Source organism: Streptomyces sp. NPDC001220 (genome assembly GCF_053597895.1).
Genome location: NZ_JBSFJE010000018.1, coordinates 1 through 20,961 on the forward strand (window position 1 = coordinate 1; position 20,961 = coordinate 20,961).

Genomic DNA, 20,961 nt, shown 5'->3' on the forward strand with positions numbered 1-20,961 from the left:
CCGCCACAGCAGCACGGCGATGATGGCGACTCCGGCGACGGTGCCCAGGTGGGCGCGGACGGCACGGAAGGTGAGACGCCGGGGCACGGTCACCGCGGGTGAGTGTGTACGCGCTCCGCTGCTAGACGGGCCGAACGGCCGTGTGCACCGTGCGGGCGCCGAGGACGAACACGTCGGCCCGGCGGTGCACGCTCGCCGGGTCGGCCGGGTCCAGGAGGCGGTCCAGGGTGGTGCGGTCCTCGGCGTCCAGACCGTCGCCGACGCTGTCGCGCAGCCGGGAGAGGATCTCGGTCACGTAGGCGCGGGCCCGGTCGGAGGCCGGGGCGGGCAGGTCGATGAGGAAACTGCGGCTGCGGGCGTACCGGAGCCCGGCGGAGTCGAGCAGCGCCGGCCAGTCCTCGGCCTCGGTGACGGCTCCGGGCAGGTCGGTGCGCATCTGCGCGAACCACTCCTCCTGCAGCGCGTCCAGCCGTGCCTGGAGGCCGGGCCGGCCGATGCCGATGTCCCGGGGCAGGAAGCGGCTGGGCAGGCCGCCCTCGAGGACGGCCAGGGTGCCGCCGGGGGCGAGCCGTTCGCCGAAGGCGGTGAGCGCGGCCCGCTGGTCGCCGAGGTGGTGCAGGCTGTGCCCGGCCCACAGGAGGTCCGCCGGGTAGTCCAGCTTGTCGAGGACGCCCGGGAGTTCACCGGCGAGGACGTCGAAGCGGTCCCCCACGCCGAGCCGCTCGGCGCGCGCCTTGGCCCGGTCGAGGAGCGGTTCGCTGCCGTCCACGGCCAGGACCCGCGCACCCGGGAAGACCTCGGCGAACAGACACGACACCACGCCCGGACCGCTGCCCGCGTCGACGATCAGCCCCGGCTCGGTGACCTCCCTGCCGAGCCAGCCCAGGGCGTTCTCGTAGAGCGGTGCGAACAGCTCGGCCTGCGATTCGAGGTGCGGGGCCATCTCCGCCCAGTCGATGTCGGTGTGCGCGTGGGTGTGCGCGTGCGCGTGGGTGTCGGTGTGCTGGTGGTGGTGGTGATCGTGCGCCATGGGAGCAGCCTCTCGTCCGGGTGCCGCCAGCGTGCGCCGACGTACCGACCGGAGGCCAGCCCTGTTGCCGGTGCGGCAAAAAAGAGGATGCGGACGGCAAGGCCGTCGGGCCACCATGGCCGGATGGACGACGAGCTGGTGGAGCGCTTCCTGACCGACGGCTTCGTGAAGATCGAGGGGGCCGTCGCGCCCCGGGTCGCCGAGGGCTGCGCCCGGCGGCTGTGGCGGGAGACGGGGTACGACCCCGAGGACCCGGGCACCTGGAAGGACCCGGTGGTCTGGGTGGCCGGCCTGGCCGACGGCCCGTTCGCCGCCGCCCCCAACTCCCCCGCGCTGCACGAGGCGTTCGATCATACGGCGCCGAGGGTGCCACGCTGGGCGAGCTCGGCCCGCAGGTGGCGGCGGCCTCCGCGCACCGCCCGGTCGCCCTCGCCACCGGCCGGCCGGGTGACGTCTACCTGTGCCACCCGTTCCTGGTCCATGCCGCCCAGCCGAACCACGGCACGCGACCGCGCTTCCTGGCCCAGCCGCCGCTGTACCTGAACGCGCCCCTGGAGCTGGACCGCCCCGACGCGAACCACTCGCCGGTCGAACGCGCGGTCCGCCGGGGCCTGTCTCGCACTGACTGACCCCGGCGAACCCCCGCGCCCCAAAGGGGCGCGGGGAACTGCGCGACCAGCCACACACGGCCCGCAGCGTCGATGTCGGCTCAACCGATCATCACGGCAACGGCGGGTACGCGTTCGCCATCAGTTGCTGGAACTGGGCGGAGAACCAGTGCCCGGACAGCGGCGCGTTCGGCAGGGCGCCGGACATGCTGTTGCCGTTGCGGGCGTTGCCCGTGTACGTCGGGTCGCACATCCGGTCGAAGCCCTTGCCCTCGTCGTTCGGGATGGCGGTGCTGGAGCCGTCGGACTCGCCCGGGGGCTTCATCCAGACATAGGCGTCGATCCCGGTGGCCGGGGCGGCTTGCGGGCGCTCGCCGAGGCCGGCTCCGGCCTGGTTGCACCAGTTGCCGACGTGGATCCGGCGGTCGTAGCGGCCGCCGTCGACGTAGGTGTCCACGCTGGTCGTCGCGCCGGGGCCAGTCGGGCGGGCGCTGCCGCCCCAGCCGTTGCGGGAGGTGTCGATCAGCATGCCGATGCCGGAGTTGAAGCCGACCGAGACCAGCTGGGTGCGGAAGGCCTGGGCGAAGGACAGCTCGTCGACGTAGCGGTTCCAGTCGACCCACTTGGACTGCCGCACGGAGGTGCCGTTCACCGTGTCGTTGACGGTGAAGTTGTTCTCCTTCAGGGCGCTGTAGTTGGCCGTGTTGGTGATGAACCCGGCGACGTCGTCGACGGTGGCGCCCTCACTGGTCGCCGCCTGCTTGAAGATGTTGGCCGCCGGGGCGAAGTTGTCGTCCCAGCCGAGCCAGCCGTGGTGGCCGGCGTCGAGGTAGTTGTAGACGTTCGGGATCGCGCCGAGCTTGGCGAGGGCGTAGCCGACGCCCTTCACGTAGTTGCCGTTGGCCAGCATGGTGTCGCAGTTGGCGGTGGCGGTGGCCCGGCTGCCGGTGTTGGTCACCAGGTTGGGCAGCGAGTCGATCTCGATGGTGGTGACGATCCGCAGCGAGGCGTACTTGGGGTCGGCGAGGATCGTCGCGATCGGGTCGATGAACTGCGTCTTGTACTTGTCGATCTCCGTCGGGCCGAGCTCGCCGTTGGACGCGAGGGCCGCGCAGTCCCGTCCGGGCAGGTCGTAGACGACCAGCTGGACGACCTCCTCGCCGCTGCCCTTCTGGGCGAGGGCGGCGTCCAGGTGGGCGCGCAGACCCATGCTCGTACCGGTGCCCGCGATCGCGGCGATACGGTCGAGCCAGACACCGGTGGGCTGGTTGGAGACCCGGCTGCCGCCCGGTTCGGCGGCGGCCTTCGCGGACCACTCGGGGTTCACGTACACCTTGGCGCCGGAGTACGGGTTGTCGACGCGGGTGCCGCTGCCACCGCCCCCGTTGTCCCCGCCGCCCCCGCCGCTGCCGTCGTCGACGTTGCAGGTGACGCCGTCGAGGGTGAAGGCGGTCGGGAGCGCGTTGGTACCGCTGTAGGACCCGTTGAAGCCGAAGCTGACCGAACCGCCGGTGGCCAACGTGCCGTTGTAGGTCTCGTTGGCCGCGGTGACGGCGGTGCCGCTCTGGGTGATCTTGCTGTTCCAGAAGCTGGTCACCTTCTGGTTCCCGGCGTACGACCATTTCACCGCCCAACTCGACTTCGCCGCCGAGTTGTTGGTGACGGTCACGGCGGCGGTGAAGCCGGCGCCCCAGTCGTTCTGGATCTTGTAGTCGACGGTGCAGGGAATCGCGGAGACCGCCGCCTGCGAGGAGGGGGTGACGGCGACCGCCGGCCCGGCCACCCCGGCGACGAGCGCCAGGGCGGCGAGTAACGAGGTTCTGGTACGGCTCATGAGTGCGGGTTTCCTTCTTCTTCGGTGGATGGGCTAGGAGTTGACGGCCTGGAGGTGGTCGCGCAGACCGGCGCCGTACGCCGTCGGCGTGCCGCTGTAGTCGGAGATCAGGGACGGGCCGGAGGAGCAGTCCCAGGTGTTCCAGGTCCAGCCCAGGTAGGACAGGCCGCGGTCGTCGAACCACTTCATGACCTGGTCCACGAAGGCGTGTGAGCAGGTGTTCTCGCCGATCTCCCCGGCGACCAGCGGCACCTGGGCCGCGACCGGGGCGAGGGTGGAGTTCCAGCAGCTCTCACTGGCACAGGTGTTGAAGTTGTAGACGTGGTAGGCGGCGACGAGATTGCCGGCCGGGTCGGTGGGCTTGTACGCCGGCCACTGGCTGAGGTCGTTGGAGTACGCCAGCCCGCCGATCATGATCACGTTCTTCGCGCCCGCCGACCGGATGCCGTTCACCAGATCCTGCATGCCGGCGACCTCGTACCCGATCCCCGGGCAGGTGCCGCCGTCCCGCCAGCACGCCCAGGCCTGGGCGGTGGTGGCGGTGGCCCGGTCCGGGTACGGCTCGTTGAACAGGTCGAACACGGCCGCCGGGTCGTCCTTGAAGGTGCCGGCCACCGAGGACCAGAAGGACGGGCTGTACTGCGCGTCCGGCATCGGCTTCTGGCAGGTGGCGTGCACGTCGGAGCAGCCGGCGGAGTTGCCGGTGTACTGGCCGTAGGACCAGTGCAGATCGAGGATCGGTGTCATGCCGAACGACTCGACGCGGGTCACCAGGTCCTTGACCGCGTTGATGTAGTTGGCGCCCGCGTACTCGGGCTTGACGTTGGACAGGCCCAGCCAGCACTCCTCGTTGAGCGGGATGCGGACCGCGTTCGCCTTCCAGTCGGCGATCGCCTTGATCGCCGCGTCGTCCACCGGGCCGTCCCAGATCCCGTAGCCCTGCACGCACATGAACTCGCCGCCGGAACGGTTCACGCCGAGCAGCCGGTGGGCCGTGCCGCCCGCGTCCACGAGCCTGTTGCCCGAGACGTGCAGGGCCGGCGCCGTGCCGGTGCCGGGCGGCCCGGTCGGGGTCGGGGTCGGGGTCGGGGTGGGGGTGGGAGTGGGTTCAGAATCGACGTTGCAGGTCGTGCCGTTGAGCGTGAACGCCGTCGGTACGGCGTTGCCGCCCGACCAGGAGCCGAGGAACCCGGCGCTGACACTGGCGCCGGTGGCCAGCGAACCGTTCCAGCTCTCGTTCGCGGCGGTGACCGCCGTACCGGACTGGGACCACTTGGCGCTCCAGCCCTGGGTGACCTTCTGACCGTTCGCGAAGCCGAAGCCGAGGCTCCAGCCGCTCATGGCCGCCCTGTTGTTGGTGATGGTCACGGAGGCCTGGAAGCCGGTGTCCCACTGGCTGGTGACCGTGTACTGCACCGTGCACGCCGGCGTTGCTCCGGACGCCGACACCACCGGCACCAGCGCGGACCCGACGAGGGCCACCGCACCGGCGACGGCTAAAAGAACTGAACGCGGGGGGTGTCGCATGAGCGACTCCTTGCAGCTCGGGCGCGTCGTGACCGACGCGTCGACTGAATGGAATCGCTCCCACTGGTGCGAAGGAAGGTAGCGCCAAGTGACGGTGAAGAACAGGGGAGGTGCCTGACTTTTCCGCAGCGGCGTCCGTCGAACATTTTCGACTCTTCAACAGCCTTGACCGAACCATGTCACGTCTCCACTATGGGAGCGCTCCCACTGGTTCAAGCCTTGACTCTTCCCGAGCCGCAAGCGCAAGGAGGAACCAGCACATGCATCCCGGACACCCCCCGCACCCCGGGCGCAGGCGCAGAGCCGTACGCCGGTTGTGGACGGCCCTCGTCGCCGCCCTCGCCCTGCCCCTGTCGATGCTCGCCACCGGCACGACCCCCGCCCACGCGGCGACGGTCCAGTGCAGCGTCGACTACAGAACCAACGACTGGGGCAGCGGCTTCACGGCCGACCTGACCCTCACCAACCGCGGCACCGACGCGATCAACGGCTGGACGCTGACGTACGCGTACGCCGGCAACCAGAAGCTGACGAACGGCTGGAACGGCACCTGGTCCCAGTCCGGCACCACGGTCACCGTGCAGAACGCGTCGTACAACGGCACGATCGCGGCGGGCGCGGCGGTGTCGACGGGCGCCCAGTTCTCGTACACCGGCAGCAACGCCGCGCCCACCGGTTTCGCGGTCAACGGCACGACCTGCGCCGGCGCGCACCAGCCGCCGGTCACCGTGCTGACCAGCCCGAGCGCGGGCGCGGTCTACACACAGGGCGACGCGGTGCCGCTGGCGGCGACCGCGGCGGCGGCCGACGGCGCGACGATCAGCAGGATCGAGTTCTACGACGACACCACCCTGCTGGGGACGGACACCTCGTCGCCGTACTCGCTCCCGGTCACCGGTCTGACCGTGGGCAGCCATTCGCTCGTGGCGAAGGCGTACGACAGCCTGGGCGCGTCCGCCTCCTCGACCCCGGTCGGCATCACGGTCGCCTCCGGTCCCGCCGTGGTCGCCTCGCCGACCCAACTGGGCATCCAGCAGGGCGCGACCGGCACCTTCGGGGTGAGTCTGTCCAAGCAGCCGGCCGCCAGCGTGACGGTGTCGGTGGCGCGGACGGCCGGGAACACCGGGCTGTCGGTGAGCGCCGGATCGTCGCTGACCTTCACCCCGTCCAACTGGAGCACCGCGCAGAAGGTGACCGTCGCCGCGGACTCCGCGGGCACCGGCACCGCGACCTTCACCGCGTCCGCGACCGGCTACACGAGCGCCGCGGTCACCGTGACGGAGCTGGCCGCGTCGAAGGCGTACGACGCACGCTTCCTGGACCTCTACGGGAAGATCACCAACCCGGCGAACGGCTACTTCTCCCCCGAGGGCATCCCGTACCACTCGGTCGAGACGCTGATCGTCGAGGCCCCGGACCAGGGTCATGAGACCACGTCGGAGGCCTACAGCTACCTTCTCTGGCTGCAGGCCATGTACGGCAAGGTCACCGGTGACTGGTCCAAGTTCAACGGTGCGTGGGCCCTCATGGAGAAGTACATGATCCCGACCCACGCCGACCAGCCGACGAACTCCTTCTACAACGCGTCCAAACCGGCCACCTACGCACCGGAGCTGGACACGCCGAACGAGTACCCGGCGAAGCTGGACACCTCCGTGCCGGTGGGCTCGGACCCGATCGCCGCCGAACTGAAGACCGCGTACGGCACGGACGACGTCTACGGCATGCACTGGCTGGAGGACGTCGACAACGTCTACGGCTACGGCGACACTCCGGGCGGCGGCTGCGAGGCGGGACCGACGGCCGACGGGCCGTCGTACATCAACACCTTCCAGCGCGGCGTGCAGGAGTCGGTGTGGGAGACGGTCCCGCAGCCGACCTGTGACGCCTTCAAGTACGGCGGCACGAACGGGTACCTGGACCTGTTCACCGGCGACTCGTCCTACGCCAGGCAGTGGAAGTACACGGACGCCCCGGACGCCGACGCGCGGGCGGTGCAGGCCGCGTACTGGGCGGACGTGTGGGCGAAGGCGCAGGGCAAGGGCGCCGACGTCTCCGCCACCGTCGGCAAGGCGGCGAAGATGGGCGACTATCTGCGCTACGCCATGTACGACAAGTACTTCAAGAAGATCGGCAACTGCGTCGGCCCGTCCACCTGCCCGGCCGGCACCGGCAAGGACGCCTCGGACTACCTGCTGTCCTGGTACTACGCGTGGGGCGGGGCGACCGACACGAGTGCGGGCTGGGCGTGGCGGATCGGCTCCAGCCATGTGCACGGGGGCTACCAGAACCCGCTGGCCGCGTACGCGCTCAGCTCGTACGCCGACCTGAAGCCCAAGTCGGCGACCGGGGCGGCGGACTGGAGTACGTCACTGACCCGGCAGCTGGAGTTCTACCGCTGGCTGCAGTCCTCCGAGGGCGCCATCGCGGGCGGGGCGACGAACAGCTGGCAGGGCCGGTACGCCAGTCCGCCGGCCGGTACCTCGACCTTCTACGGCATGTACTACGACTGGGAGCCGGTCTACCACGACCCGCCGTCCAACCAGTGGTTCGGCTTCCAGGCCTGGTCGATGGAGCGGGTCGCCGAGTACTACCAGCAGACCGGGAACGCCACGGCCAAGGCGGTACTCGACAAGTGGGTGGCCTGGGCGCTGTCCAAGACCACGATCAACCCGGACGGCACCTACCAGATCCCCTCGACCCTCCAGTGGTCGGGCCAGCCCGACACCTGGAACGCCTCAAGTCCCGGCTCCAACAGCGGACTTCACGTCACCGTCGCCGACTACACGAACGACGTGGGCGTGGCGGCCGCGTACGCCAAGACGTTGACGTACTACGCCGCCAAGTCCGGCAACGCGACGGCCAAGTCGACGGCCAAGGCGCTGCTCGACGGCATGTGGGCCAACTACCAGGACAGCCTGGGGATCGCGGTACCGGAGACGCGGGCCGACTACAGCCGCTTCGACGACAGTGTGTACGTGCCGAGCGGGTGGTCCGGGAAGATGCCGAACGGCGACACGGTCAACTCGTCGTCGACGTTCGCCTCGCTGCGGTCCTTCTATCAGAGCGACCCTGCGTGGTCGAAGATCCAGAGCTATCTGGCGGGCGGGGCCGCGCCCGTGTTCACGTATCACCGGTTCTGGGCCCAGGCGGACATCGCGTTGGCCATGGGGTCGTATGCGGAGCTGCTGGAGTAGCAGTTCGGCTGCGGCTACGTCGTGGCTGGTCGCGTCCACGCGGCGGAGCCGCACATCGATACAGCCCCGCGCCCCTGCGGGGCGCTACAGCCGACCTCACCAGCCGGGTCACCCCCATCCGCACTGGGGGTGACCCGGCATCTCTCACACCAGCCGGAAGTCGCTTACTCGACTCACCCTGGAAGGATTCCCGTGCGAAGAACCCGCATCCTCACGGCCGTCCTGGCCCTCGCGGCCGGATTACTCGTCGGCACCCCGCCCGCGCTCGCCGCCCATGAGACCGCGCGGGTCACGCTCGCCGCCGACACGTACACCTGGCACAACGCCCGGATCGACGGGGGTGGTTTCGTCCCCGGGATCGTCTTCAACCGCAGCGAGAAGAACCTCGTCTACGCCCGTACCGACATCGGCGGCGCCTACCGGTGGCAGGAGTCGACGAAGACCTGGACGCCCTTGCTGGACTCGGTCGGCTGGGACGAGTGGGGCCACACGGGCGTGGTCAGCCTGGCCTCGGACCCGGTCGACCCGAACAGGGTGTACGCGGCCGTCGGGACGTACACCAACGGCTGGGACCCGACGAACGGGGCCGTGCTGCGCTCCGCCGACCGGGGCGTCAGCTGGCAGAAGACGGATCTGCCCTTCAAGCTGGGCGGCAACATGCCCGGCCGGGGCATGGGCGAGCGGCTGGCGATCGACCCGAACAAGGACAGCGTGCTGTACCTGGGCGCGCCCAGCGGCAAGGGGCTGTGGCGGTCGACGGACTCCGGGGTGACCTGGGCGCAGGTGACCGACTTCCCCGACGTCGGTAATTACGTGCAGGATCCGACCGACACCAGCGGCTACGCCTCCGACAACCAGGGCATCACCTGGGTCACCTTCGACGAGTCGACCGGTACGGCCGGTACGGCGACGAAGACGATCTACGTCGGGGTCGCCGACCTGCAGAACTCGGTGTACCGCTCGACGGACGCGGGCGCCACCTGGACCCGGCTGGCCGGCCAGCCGACGGGTTACCTCGCGCACAAGGGCGTGCTGGACGCCGTCAACGGCTACCTGTATCTCTCCTACAGCGACAAGGGCGGCCCGTACGACGGCGGCAAGGGCCGGCTGTGGCGGTACGCGACCGCGACCGGCACCTGGACGGACATCAGCCCGGTGGCGGAGGCCGACACCTACTACGGCTTCTCCGGCCTGACGGTCGACCGGCAGCACCCCGGCACGGTGATGGCGACGGCGTACAGCTCCTGGTGGCCGGACACCCAGCTGTTCCGCTCCACGGACAGCGGTGCGACCTGGACGAAGGCGTGGGACTACACGTCGTACCCCAACCGCTCGAACCGCTACACGATGGACGTGTCGTCCAGCCCTTGGCTCACCTTCGGTGCGAACCCGTCACCACCCGAACAGGCCCCGAAACTGGGGTGGATGACGGAGGCGCTGGAGATCGACCCGTTCGACTCGAACCGGATGATGTACGGGACGGGAGCGACGCTGTACGGCACCGAGAACCTGGGCGACTGGGACTCCGGCGGCCAGTTCACGATCAGGCCGATGGTGCGGGGCCTGGAGGAGACGGCGGTCGACGACCTGGCCGCGCCCCCGTCCGGCGGGGCCCGGCTCTTCAGCGCGCTGGGTGACATCGGCGGCTTCCGCCACACGGATCTGACCAAGGTCCCCTCGCTGATGTACACGTCCCCCACCTTCACGACCACGACGAGCCTGGACTTCGCGGAGACCGACCCCAACACCGTGGTGAGGGTGGGCAATCTTGACTCCGGCCCGCACATCGCGTTCTCGACGGACAACGGGGCCAACTGGTTCGCGGGGACGGACCCTTCGGGGGTGAGCGGCGGCGGTACGGTCGCGGCGGCCGCCGACGGCAGCCGGTTCGTCTGGAGCCCGGCGGGCACCGGCGTCCAGTACACGACGGGCTTCGGCTCGTCCTGGTCGGCGTCGAGCGGGATCCCGGCGGGGGCGGCCGTCGAGTCCGACCGAGTCGACCCGAAGACCTTCTACGGCTTCAAGTCCGGCAGGTTCTACGTCAGTACGGACGGCGGCGCGAGCTTCACGGCGTCCGCCGCGACCGGCCTGCCCGGCGGCGACAGCGTGCGTTTCAAGGCGCTCCCCGGGACGAAGGGCGACGTGTGGCTGGCCGGCGGTGCCACGGACGGCGCGTACGGGCTGTGGCACTCCACGGACGGCGGCGCGAGCTTCGCCAAGCTCGCGAACGTCGACCAGGCCGACACGGTCGGCTTCGGCAAGGCGGCGACCGGTGCCTCGTACCAGACCCTCTACACCAGCGCGAAGATCGGCGGAGTACGCGGCATCTTCCGGTCCACCGACCGGGGGACGACCTGGACGCGTATCAACGACGACGCCCACCAGTGGGGTTGGACCGGTGCGGCCATCACGGGCGATCCGCGTGTCTACGGCCGGGTGTACATCTCCACGAACGGCCGGGGCGTGATCTACGGCGACACGGCCGGGGGCGGTGACGACGGCGGAGGCGGCACGGATCCCACCCCGACCGGCGCCTGCACGGTCACCTACAGCATCACCAACCAGTGGACGGGCGGCTTCCAGGCGGACGTCCGGCTCACCAACACCGGCTCGGCGCCCTGGACCGGCTGGTCCCTGGCCTGGTCCTTCCCCAACGGCCAGACCGTCGGCCGGCTCTGGAACGCCGACTGGACCCAGTCCGGCGCGTCGGTGACGGCGAAGAACGTCAGCTGGAACGGCACGGTCGCCGCCGGCTCCTCGGTGTCCTTCGGCTTCACGGGTACCCGGGCGGGGGCGAACACCGAACCCACGTCCTTCGAACTGGGCGACCAGACCTGCACGGTCGCCTGACGGACCGAGAGCGCGTGCCGCACCGGGCGCGCGCTCTCCCGGCCGCTCGGCGGGTGGGATCAGCGGACGATCAGTCGGTGCGGTCCCGCCGGGACCAGTTCGCCGACGACCGGAGCACCCGGGACCTCGCCGGCGACGAGGAGGCCGCCGGAGGTCTGGGCGTCGGCGAGGAGGAGCCGGGTCAGGTCGTCGGCGTCGCCGAAGTCGGTGTGCGGGGTGACCCACGCGAGGTTGCGGCGGGTGCCGCCGCTGATGTGTCCGGTGCGGGCGGCCTCCCGGGCGCCGTCGAGGAACGGCACCGCGGCGGAGTCGACGACGGCGGTCACGCCCGATGCGCGGGCGAGCTTGTACAGGTGTCCCAGCAGGCCGAAGCCGGTGACGTCGGTGGCGCAGACCGCCCCCGCGGCCACCGCGGCGCGCGCCGCGTCGCCGTTGAGCGCCACCATCGTCTCGATCGCCTGCGGGAAGACCTCGCCGGTCGTCTTGTGGAGGTTGTTGAGGACTCCCAGGCCCAGCGGTTTGGTCAGTGACAGTGGCGTCCCCGGCCGTCCCGCGTCGTTGCGCAGGAGACGGTCCGGATCGACGGTGCCGGTCACCGCCATGCCGTACTTGGGTTCCGGGTCGTCCACGCTGTGGCCGCCCGCCACGACGCAGCCCGCCGCCGCGGCGATGTCCATTCCGCCGCGCAGTACCTCTCGTGCCAGATCGAACGGCAGCACGTCACGGGGCCAGCACAGGAGGTTGACCGCCACCAGCGGGGTGCCGCCCATGGCGTAGACGTCGGAGAGCGCGTTGGCGGCGGCGATGCGGCCCCAGTCGTAGGGATCGTCGACCACCGGTGTGAAGAAGTCCGCCGTGGCGACGGCGGCGGTCGCGCAGGCGTTGCCGGGCAGTCGGATGACCGCCGCGTCGTCGCCGGCTTCGAGGCCCACGAGCAGGTCGCCCGTGGCGACGCCGGGCATCCCCGGGGCCGTCAGTCCGGCGACGATCTCCTCGAGTTCGCCGGGGGGAATCTTGCAGGCGCAGCCGCCGCCGTGCGCGTACTGCGTGAGCCGCACGGTCACCTGCTGCTGTGGTTCGTGGACACCGGTTCGTGTGCCTGTCATGGCTGCATCAGTCCTCGCGGGTGAAGGGGAGCGCCGTGTGGCGCGTTGACTTGCCCGGGAATACGACGGTTCGATGACCCTGCGGGGAGGCGTAAGGGTGCCTGGTGGCCCTCCCGGTCTTCAAAACCGAGGTGTCCGAGCAACTCGGGCAGGCGGGTTCGATTCCCGTCCGTCTCCGCCGGTCAGCGCATGCCGCCCGCGTCACCGGCCGTCCAGGGCTGGGGCGGGGCAGCGGCGCAGCGCGGCGTCCACCCGGACGGTGTGGCCGTGCCGGTCCAGGTATTCCAGCAGCGGGACGGCGACCCGGCGCGTGGTGTCCAGCGCCTGCCGTGCCTGGCTGATGGTGAACGGCTGCTCCAGCCGGGCGAGGACGGCCGCGGCCCGTACGTCCGCGTCCGGCAGCAGCACGATCCCCTGGCCGATCCGCAGCAGGGTCCCCGCGGCCTCGGCGGCGGCCAGCAGCCTGGGTGTGAGGCCGAGTTCGTGCAGCCGCTCGGCGTCCGGGGCGTGGAACGGCGCACGGGCGAGGTCCGCGCGTACGGCTGCCACCGCGGCCTCGACCGCGGGCGGCAGCGTGGGGCCGCCGTGGCTGCCGTGGAGCCGGCCGTCGCTGTACCGCAGGCCGGGCGACTGTGCCCGGAGCGCGTCGACGAGGCCGCGCTCCGGCAGCCCGAGCGTCTGGCGGGCCGTCTCCAGGGGCATGCCGGGTTCCAGGGGGTTGCGGGCGGCGTGCTCCTCGACCGCCTCGGCCAGCCGCAGGCGCAGCGCCGCCCAGTGCGCCGGGTCCGCCAGCCACTCCCCGGCGACCGGCTCGACCGGCGGCTCCACCCCCATGGCGAGCAGCTCCGAGCGGCGGATCAGGCCGCGCCGGCGCAGTTCCCCGGCTCCGTCGGCGCGTTCCGGCACCGCCCCCAGTTCCCGGGCCCGGGCCGTCGCCGCACCGCGCCGGGTCAGCCGCGGCGGGCGGACGTCGAGCACGGTGATCCCCGCCGGGACGCGGTGCAGCCCGGGGTCGCGCAGCAGCGCGCCGTCGCCGACGCGCAGCGGCAGCGGTGCGGCCAGCCGAAGGCGCGCGGTGTCCGTGCCGAGCGGGCGGACCGTCACCGGCACCGCCGCGGAGCCCGCGTGCAGGGTGAGGTCGCGCGGCAGGTCGCGGGCCGCGTCGCCGCGCAGCCGTACGTCCACGATGTCGGTGGTCAGCCAGCGGTCCGGGGTGAGCAGCGCGTCCCCGCGGCGCAGCTCCCCGGCGCCCGGTCCGGTCACGTTGACCGCGACCCGCGCGACCGCCCCGGCCTCCTGGCACGGCTCCTTGAGGCACTCCAGCCCGCGTACCCGCAACGTCCTCCCGTCGCGGGCGAGCCGGAGCCGGTCGCCGACGCGCACGGTCCCCGCGCCGAGGGTGCCGGTGACGACCGTGCCGTGGCCGCGCACCGTGAACGCCCGGTCCACCCACAGCCGTACGTCCGCGGCGAGGTCCGGGCCGGGCAGGCCGCCGGTCATCCGGACCAGGGCGGCGCGCAGCGCGTCGAGGCCGGTACCCGCCACCGCGCTGACGGCCACGCCCGGTACGTCACCCAGGGACGAGCGGGCGATCCGGGCGAGCGCCCCGGCGCGGGCCGCGTCCGGTCCGGCCAGGTCGCAGCGGGTGACGGCGAGGACGCCGTGCCGTACGCCGAGCGCGTCCAGGACGGACAGATGCTCCTCGGACTGCGGTTGCCAGCCCTGGTCGGCGGCGACGACGAAGAGGACGGCGGGGACCGGGCCGACCCCGGCCAGCATGTTGCCCACCAGGCGTTCGTGCCCCGGTACGTCCACGAAGGCCACGTCGCCCGCGCCGGGCAGCCGCGTCCACACGAAACCCAGGTCCAGTGTCATGCCCCGGCGCCGTTCCTCCGCCCAGCGGTCGGGCTCCATGCCCGTCAGGGCGCGCAGCAGCGCGGACTTGCCGTGGTCGACGTGTCCCGCGGTGGCGACGACGTGCACGGGTCAGCTCCCTGTTCCCGGCCCGGCCACCCCGGGCGGGACCTCGGCCAGGCGCACCGCCCGCGCCAGGAGCGCGTCGGCCTCCGGCGGCAGGGCCCGCAGGTCCAGCAGGCAGCGGCCGTCCTCGACGCGGGCCATGACGGCGGGGTCGGTCGCGCGCAGCGGGGCCGCGTAGGCGGCGGGCAGGGAAACGGCGGCGCTCGGCAGCGTCACGCCCGGCGCGCCGCCGCCGCCGACCACCGCCTCGGTGACGACGGCACGGCTGTCGAACCCGTCCGCGCGCAGGCCCGCGGCGAGGTCCCGGGCGCGTTCGCGCAGCCGTACCGGGTCGGCGCGCAACGCGGTGACGGTCGGCGGGACGGGGCCGCGCACGGTCGCCTCCAGGGCGGCCAGGGTCAGCTTGTCCACGCGCAGGGCACGGGCCAGCGGATGCCGGGCCAGCCGCCGTACCAGTTCCGCGTCGCCCAGCACCAGCCCGCACTGCGGTCCGCCGAGCAGCTTGTCGCCGCTGGCGGTGACCAGGGACGCCCCGGCCCGCAGCCAGGTCGTCGCGTCGGGCTCCCCGGGCAGTGCGGGCTCCGGGGTGAGCAGGCCCGAGCCGATGTCGGCCACCACGGGGACCCCCAGCGGGGCCAGTTCGGCCACGGACGCCTCCCGGGTGAAGCCGGTGACGCGGAAGTTGGAGGGGTGGACCTTCAGGACGAAACCGGTGTCCGGGCCCACCGCCGCGGCGTAGTCGGCGGGTGTGGTGCGGTTGGTGGTGCCGACCTCGCGCAGCCGGGCGCCGGTGGAGACCAGCAGGTCGGGCAGGCGGAAGCCGTCCCCGATCTCCACCATCTCGCCCCGGCTGACGACGATCTCCCGTCCCTGGGCGAGCGCGGTCGCGGCCAGGACGAGCGCCGCCGCGCCGTTGTTGACCACATGGGCGGCCTCGGCGGCCGGCACGGCGCGCAGCAGGGCGTCGAGCGCGGCTCGCCCCCGCCGGGACCGGCTCCCGGTGACGAGGTCGAGTTCGACGTCCGTGGTGCCGGACGCGGCCAGCACGGCGTCCCGGGCGGCCGGCGAGAGGGCGGCCCGGCCCAGGTTGGTGTGGAGCAGTACGCCGGTGGCGTTGACGACCGGGCGCAGGGCGCAGGCGGTGGCGGGGAGGGCGGCCACGGCACGGTCGGCGATCTCGTCGAGGGGTACCTCACCCGCCCGCGCCCGGGACTGCACGCCCGCGACCACGTCCTTGACCAGCTCCCGTCCGAGCCGCCGCGCCGCCGCGGTCAGCCGGGGATCGGCCAGCAGCACGTCGGTGCGCGGCAGCCGCCGCCTGTCGACGGGCGGGCCGGCGTCCGCCGCGCCGGCGTGCTCGCGCGCCATCTCGTGCACCTCCGCTCCGGCCCTGCCGACGGCAACCCGGCCAGGCTAGGCCGAAGGCCGCTCCGGGAGCCCGCGCCGCACCGTGCGAACCCTGACGCCGGGTGTGAACCGTGCCGAGGTCACGTACCGCCGTCGGCCTCGCGCCGGGCGTCGAGGCGTTCGCGCTGCGGCTTCACCACGTACGCCGGGTCCTTCGTGGACGCCACGCCCGCCTCGAAGGTCCCGAACCGCTGGAGCCCGCTGCCCGCCAGAAGCGCGAGGCCGCCGAGCGCGGCGGCGACCCGGCTGCGCCGGGCGAAGGTCAGCGCGCTGCACGCCCCGCCGATGGTCAGGTACTCCGACGCCCTGCGCATCCGGTGGGCGGCGCCGTGGGTGAACGCCGAGGTCTCGAACTGCGGCCTGCGGTCGATGAGGTGGGCCGCCACGATCTCGATCGCGGCCCCGAGGAGGGCCAGCCGGCGGGCCGGGCCCGCCTCCGCGGGCGGGGCGCAGATCATCGCCAGACCGGCGCCGCTCGCCGCGGCGGACCCCGTGAAGACGAACGGCAGCTCCCGGTGGGCCTCGTGCCAGGCGGGCACCGCCGTCTGGGAGAGCAGAACGGCCGTGTACGAGGCCAGCGCGGGCGCGAACGCGGCCGCGGAGACGCCGCCGAGCCGGGCCGCCCACTTCACGGCGGTGGTGAGCCCGGCCCGGTCCAGCCAGGCCTTCGGCACGAGTTCGGCGATGCCGGCCAGCGAGCAGCCGGGGCCGTAGGACATCAGGATCCAGGTGCCCACCGACATCGGTGAACTCGGCTTCGCCACCCGCGTCATGTGGTGGAAGCGCAGCGGCCGGCCGAGGTCGCCGATGAGGAGGTAGCTGCTGGCGAGCAGTGCCCCGAAGCTGCCGACGCGGCAGGACCTGCGCATCTCGGGCCGCCCGGTCAGGTCGGCGCCGACGGCCAGCAGGGCGGCGCCCGCCGAGAGTCCGCCGGTGAGGAGGTAGGCGGGGACCTTCCACTCCCAGACCGGCGGCTTCAGCACCGGGCGTCCGTAGTAGGACCGGAATTCCGCGCGCGGGACCATCGATTCCTCGCCACCGCCGCCCCTGCGGTGCTTCCCGCCCCCGCCGTGTCCGGTCATCGGCGGCCTCCCCTGACGAACACCGCGGCGGACGCGGCCACCATCATCCCGGCCGCGACTGCCGCGTGCTTCCACATGGATCCCAGGTCGCGGGTGGTGACGACCGGGTCCGGTGGCAGCCCGTAGACCTCCGGCTCGTCGAGGAGCAGGAAGAACGCGCCGTCGCCGCCGACCCCGTCGTCGGGGTCGCGGCCGTACAGCCGGGCCTCGGGCACGCCTGCCTCGTGGAGCTGTTCCAGACGGGCGTCGGCGCGCTCGCGCAGTTCGTCGAGCACGCCGAACTGGATGGAGTCGGTCGGGCAGGCCTTGGCGCAGGCCGGTTCCAGACCGCCCTTGAGCCGGTCGTAGCACATGGTGCACTTCCAGGCCCGGCCGTCGTCGGGGCGGCGGTCGATGACGCCGTAGGGACAGGCGGAGACGCAGTAGCCGCAGCCGTTGCAGATGTCGGGCTGGACGACGACGGTGCCGAACTCGGTGCGGAAGAGCGCCCCCGTGGGGCAGACGTCCAGGCATGCGGCATGGGTGCAGTGCTTGCACACGTCCGACGACATCAGCCAGCGGAAGTCCGTGCGGGTCTCCGCGCCGCTCCCGGCGCCGGGCAGGTCGAAGCTGGGGAAGCCCAGGTCGACCGGTTGCGTGCCGAGTTCGGCGCCGGCCCGGTGGCCCGCGTCGTGCAACGCCTCCGCGACCACCTCGCGGGTGGTCTCCGTCCCGGACGGCCCGGTGGGCAGGCCGACCAGACCGGAGTCCTGGTCGCCGAGCCGCAGGTCCTGCTCGATGAAGGCGACGTGCCGCCAGGTGCTCGCGCCGAGCGAGCCGGTGTTGTCGTAGGACATGCCCAGCAGGTCGAAGCCGTCCGCCGGGACGCCGTTCCACTCCTTGCAGGCCACCTCGCAGGCCTTGCAGCCGATGCAGACGGAGGTGTCGGTGAAGAAACCGACCCGGGGCGGGTGGTCCTCGGGGTGACCGGCGTCCCCGGCCGGGTCCGCCAGCGGGCCGAAGAAGCTGTTCTCGTGCTCGCTCATCAGGTTTCCTCCGGCCCTTCAGTGGTGGCCGGGCGGCCGTCGTCAGGACGCCCGTCCGTCCGGTGGCCGTGGGCCGTCACCTCGCTGGTGCCGGTCCTCGTGGTGATTCCCGCGCGGCGCCGGTAGTCCTCGACGTACGCGAGGAGTGCGGGGCCGCGCGGACGCCGCCCGGGCCGGATGTCGCAGGTGAGCACCTTGCTCTCCTGGATCAGCACGTTGGCGTCGGCCACCACGCCGATCAGGTCGTTGACGACGTCACCGGTCGTGATGCCGCGGCTGCCCCAGTGGTACGGCATCCAGATCTGGTGGACCGTGTGGCCGTCGAGCCGCAGCGGGGCCAGCCGGTCGGTGACGACCACCTTGGCCTCCACCGCGGTCCGGCTGGTGATCACGTGCGCCCAGCCCATGTGGTGCAGCCCGCGCTCGGCGGCGAGTTCCGGGGACACCTCCACCGTCAGTCCGGGCTGGAGCTCCGAGAGGTAGGGGAGCTGGCGGCTCATCGCGCCCGCCGTGTGGTGCTCGGTGTACCGGGAGGCGGTGAACACGTACGGGAACACCTCGGTGTGGGGCTCGGGAGGCGAGGGGTTGTACGGGTTGTCGGTGCGCGAGTAGGTCAGCCGGGTCGGGTTGGACTGCTGTGTGTAGAGCGCGTTGCGCACCGGGGACTCTTCGGGTTCGTAGTGGGTGGGCAGCGGTCCGTCGACCAGGCCGGTCGGTGCGAACAGCGCCGCCTTCCCGTCTCCCATCATGATGAACGCGTCGTCCCCGGCCAGCGCTTCCGTACCGGTCGCCTCCGGCGGCGGCTGGTGGTGCGGCGGCTTGTGCCGCTGGAAGTCGGGGATGTCGTGACCGGTCCACTCACCGCGGTCCCCGTCCCACCAGACGAGAGCCTTGCGCGCGCTCCACGGCCGGCCGTCGGGGTCGGCGGACGCCCGGTTGTAGAGGACCCTGCGGTTGAGCGGCCACACGAAGCCCCACTGGTTGTCCGTGATCGGGTGCTCGAACCGCGAGTTGCGGCGCCGGGCCTGGTTCGTCTCGTTCGCGAAGACGCCGCTGTAGATCCAGCAGCCGCAAGCGGTGGTCCCGTCGTCCTTGAGCTCCTCGTAGGAGTTGACGGTGCGTCCGGTGGTGAGGTCGATGCCGTTGATGTGGCGCAGGACGTCCTCGGCGGACGGTTCGTCCCCGTGCTCCAGCGCGTAGTCCCAGGCCAGATCGAGGACCGGCCGGTCGCGTTCGTCCTGCGACCCCGCCAGCTTCTCCCGGACGATCCGCCCGAGGTGGTAGAAGAACCACAGGTCGGAGCGGCGGTCGCCGATCGGTTCGAGCGCCTGGTCGCGCCACTGGATCATGCGCTGGGTCTGGGTGAACGTGCCGCACTTCTCGACGTGCGAGGCGGCGGGGAAGAAGAACACCTCGGTCTTGCAGGCCTCGGTGGAGATCTCGCCGGTCTCGATCTCGGGGGCGTCCTTCCAGACCGTCGCGCTCTCGATCATCGCGAGGTCGCGGACGACCAGCCACTCCAGGTTGGCGATGCCGAGCCGCTGGAGCCGTCCGTGGGCCGACCCCACCGCCGGGTTCTGCCCGACCAGGAAGAAGCCGTACACCGTGCCGGCGATCATGTCCATCGCGGTGCGGTAGGTGCCGTGGTCGCCGTTGATCCGTGGCAGCCAGTCGTAGCGGAAGTCGTTCTCCGGGGTGGCCGCGTCTCCCCAGTACTCCTTCAGCAGGGAGACCATGTACGTCCTGGCGTTCGCGAAGTACCCCTTGCGCATCACATGGCGTACGTCGTCCACGAACCTGGTCAGGCTGGTGTGGGTGACGTTGGGCATCGGCAGGTAGCCGGGCAGCAGGTTGTACAGGGTCGGGATGTCCGTGGAGCCCTGGATGCTGGCGTGGCCGCGCAGCGCCAGGATGCTCCCGCCGGGCCGCCCCATGTTGCCCAGGAGCAGCTGGACGATGGCGCCGGCCCGGATGTACTGGGCGCCGACGGAGTGCTGTGTCCAGCCCACGCTGTAGACGAGTGAGGTGGTCCGTTCCCGGCCGGAGTTCTCGGTCCAGGCACGGCACACGTCGAGGAACTGCCGCCGGGTGATGCCGCAGACCCGCTCCACCATCTCCGGGGTGTACCGGGAGAAGTGCCGCTTGAGGATCTGGAGCACGCAGCGCGGGTGCCGCATCGTGGGGTCCGTCGCGATCCGGCCGGCGGTGCCGGGCAGGTCCTCGTGACCGCCGGCCGACTGCGCGGGGGTGGCGGAGATGAGGGTGCTGCCCTGCCTGCCGTCGCCCACGCCGCCGACGCACTCGTACGCCCAGCTGGTGCTGTCGTACTTGCCGGTCTCCGGGTTGTAGCCGCTGAACAGGCCGTCCAGGTCCTCGGTGTCCTCGAAGTCCTCGCTGACCAGGAACGTGGCGTTGGTGTAGGCCCGTACGTACTCCTCGAAGTGCAGGTCGTTGGAGAGGATGTGGTTGACGACACCGCCGAGGAAGGCGATGTCACTGCCCACCCTGATCCGCACGTGCTGGTCGGCGTGCGCGCTGGTGCGGGTGAACCGGGGGTCGATGTGGACCACCCGGGCACCGAGCTTCTTGGCCTCGACGACCCACTGGAAGGCGACCGGATGGGCCTCGGCCATGTTGGAGCCCATGATGATGACGCAGTCGGCGTCCGTCAGGCTCTCCGGGGTGTCCGTGGCACCGCCACGGCCGAGCGAGGTTCCCAGACCGGGAACCGTGGCGGAGTGTCAAATGCGCGCCTGGTTCTCGATCTGCAGGGCGCCCAGGGCGGTGAACAGCTTCTTGATGAGGTAGTTCTCCTCGTTGTCCAGCGCCGCGCCGCCCAGGCTGGCGAAGCCCATGGTGCGGCGCAGTGGGTTGCCGTGCTCGTCGGTGTCCTGCCAGCCCCGGCGGCGGGCGTCCAGGACCCGGTCGGCCACCATGTCGAGGGCCGTCTCCAGGTCCAGGTCCTGCCACTCGGTGGCGTACGGGGCCCGGTAGCGCACCTTGTCCTCGCGCTGCGGTCCGGTGACCAGCTGCTTGCTGGAGGAGCCCTTGGGGCACAGGCGGCCGCGGGAGACCGGGCTGTCCGGGTTGCCCTCGATCTGGGTGACCTGCTCGTCCCGGACGTAGACGTTCTGGGCGCAGCCGACGGCGCAGAAGGGGCACACCGAGTGCACGACCCGGTCGGCGTCCTCGGTGTGGGGTGTGAGGGTCCTGGACCGCTTCGACTGGACCGCCCTGCCCCGGCCCAGCCGGTCGGCTCCGGTGATCTGCCGGTACACCGGCCACAGGTCCGCCCACCGCTTCACGCCCATCCGC

11 protein-coding genes, 1 tRNA gene and 1 pseudogene are annotated in these 20,961 nt (G+C 71.9%); 4 read left to right on the forward strand and 9 right to left on the reverse strand.

Annotated elements, in window-relative coordinates; genetic code table 11:
- Nucleotides 1-121 precede the first annotated feature (121 nt).
- Nucleotides 122-1,030: a class I SAM-dependent methyltransferase gene (locus ACWDGI_RS35115; protein ID WP_450766092.1), complete on the reverse strand. Its 909-nt coding sequence runs from the start codon at nucleotides 1,028-1,030 to the stop codon at nucleotides 122-124.
- Nucleotides 1,031-1,153: 123 nt separating this feature from the next.
- Between ACWDGI_RS35115 and ACWDGI_RS35120 the strand changes: the two are divergent.
- Nucleotides 1,154-1,659: pseudogene (locus ACWDGI_RS35120) on the forward strand (hypothetical protein).
- Between the two features lie 91 nt (nucleotides 1,660-1,750).
- On the opposite strand, the gene ACWDGI_RS35125 reads toward ACWDGI_RS35120, so the two are convergent.
- Together ACWDGI_RS35125 and ACWDGI_RS35130 are read right to left on the reverse strand one after the other, a co-directional pair.
- On the reverse strand, nucleotides 1,751-3,472 hold the full coding sequence (locus tag ACWDGI_RS35125; RefSeq protein ID WP_450766094.1) for a glycoside hydrolase family 6 protein: 1,722 nt from the start codon (nucleotides 3,470-3,472) through the stop codon (nucleotides 1,751-1,753).
- Between the two features lie 33 nt (nucleotides 3,473-3,505).
- Nucleotides 3,506-4,999, reverse strand: a complete 1,494-nt coding sequence (locus ACWDGI_RS35130) for a cellulase family glycosylhydrolase (RefSeq protein WP_450766096.1) — start codon at nucleotides 4,997-4,999, stop codon at nucleotides 3,506-3,508.
- A gap of 260 nt (nucleotides 5,000-5,259) precedes the next feature.
- On the opposite strand from ACWDGI_RS35130, the gene ACWDGI_RS35135 reads away from it, so the two are divergent.
- Both ACWDGI_RS35135 and ACWDGI_RS35140 read left to right on the forward strand, forming a co-directional pair.
- A complete protein-coding gene (locus tag ACWDGI_RS35135) occupies nucleotides 5,260-8,196 on the forward strand; it encodes a glycoside hydrolase family 48 protein (RefSeq protein WP_450766098.1) in 2,937 nt (978 codons plus the stop codon).
- Between the two features lie 192 nt (nucleotides 8,197-8,388).
- On the forward strand, nucleotides 8,389-11,046 hold the full coding sequence (locus tag ACWDGI_RS35140; RefSeq protein ID WP_450766100.1) for a cellulose binding domain-containing protein: 2,658 nt from the start codon (nucleotides 8,389-8,391) through the stop codon (nucleotides 11,044-11,046).
- Between the two features lie 59 nt (nucleotides 11,047-11,105).
- On the opposite strand, the gene selD is transcribed toward ACWDGI_RS35140, so the two are convergent.
- A complete protein-coding gene (selD, locus tag ACWDGI_RS35145) occupies nucleotides 11,106-12,152 on the reverse strand; it encodes a selenide, water dikinase SelD (RefSeq protein ID WP_450766102.1) in 1,047 nt (348 codons plus the stop codon).
- An 85-nt stretch (nucleotides 12,153-12,237) separates the two neighbouring features.
- Here selD and ACWDGI_RS35150 point away from each other — a divergent pair.
- Nucleotides 12,238-12,330 (forward strand) — tRNA-Sec (locus ACWDGI_RS35150).
- A gap of 23 nt (nucleotides 12,331-12,353) precedes the next feature.
- Here the strand turns inward: ACWDGI_RS35150 and selB are convergent.
- From selB to fdh, 5 genes are all read right to left on the reverse strand, one after another.
- Nucleotides 12,354-14,135, reverse strand: a complete 1,782-nt coding sequence (gene selB, locus ACWDGI_RS35155) for a selenocysteine-specific translation elongation factor (RefSeq protein ID WP_450766104.1) — start codon at nucleotides 14,133-14,135, stop codon at nucleotides 12,354-12,356.
- Between the two features lie 3 nt (nucleotides 14,136-14,138).
- Complete coding sequence (selA, locus tag ACWDGI_RS35160; protein WP_450766106.1) at nucleotides 14,139-15,500, reverse strand: L-seryl-tRNA(Sec) selenium transferase; 1,362 nt, start codon at nucleotides 15,498-15,500, stop codon at nucleotides 14,139-14,141.
- 119 nt (nucleotides 15,501-15,619) lie between these two features.
- Entirely contained in the window at nucleotides 15,620-16,621 is a 1,002-nt protein-coding gene (nrfD, locus tag ACWDGI_RS35165) for an NrfD/PsrC family molybdoenzyme membrane anchor subunit (RefSeq protein ID WP_450766108.1), read from the reverse strand.
- Complete coding sequence (locus ACWDGI_RS35170) at nucleotides 16,618-17,646, reverse strand: 4Fe-4S dicluster domain-containing protein (protein WP_450766109.1); 1,029 nt, start codon at nucleotides 17,644-17,646, stop codon at nucleotides 16,618-16,620. Before ACWDGI_RS35170 ends, nrfD begins: the two co-directional genes overlap by 4 nt.
- A complete protein-coding gene (gene fdh / locus ACWDGI_RS35175) occupies nucleotides 17,646-20,957 on the reverse strand; it encodes a formate dehydrogenase (RefSeq protein ID WP_450766111.1) in 3,312 nt (1,103 codons plus the stop codon). Before fdh ends, ACWDGI_RS35170 begins: the two co-directional genes overlap by 1 nt.
- Between the last annotated feature and the right edge of the window lie 4 nt (nucleotides 20,958-20,961).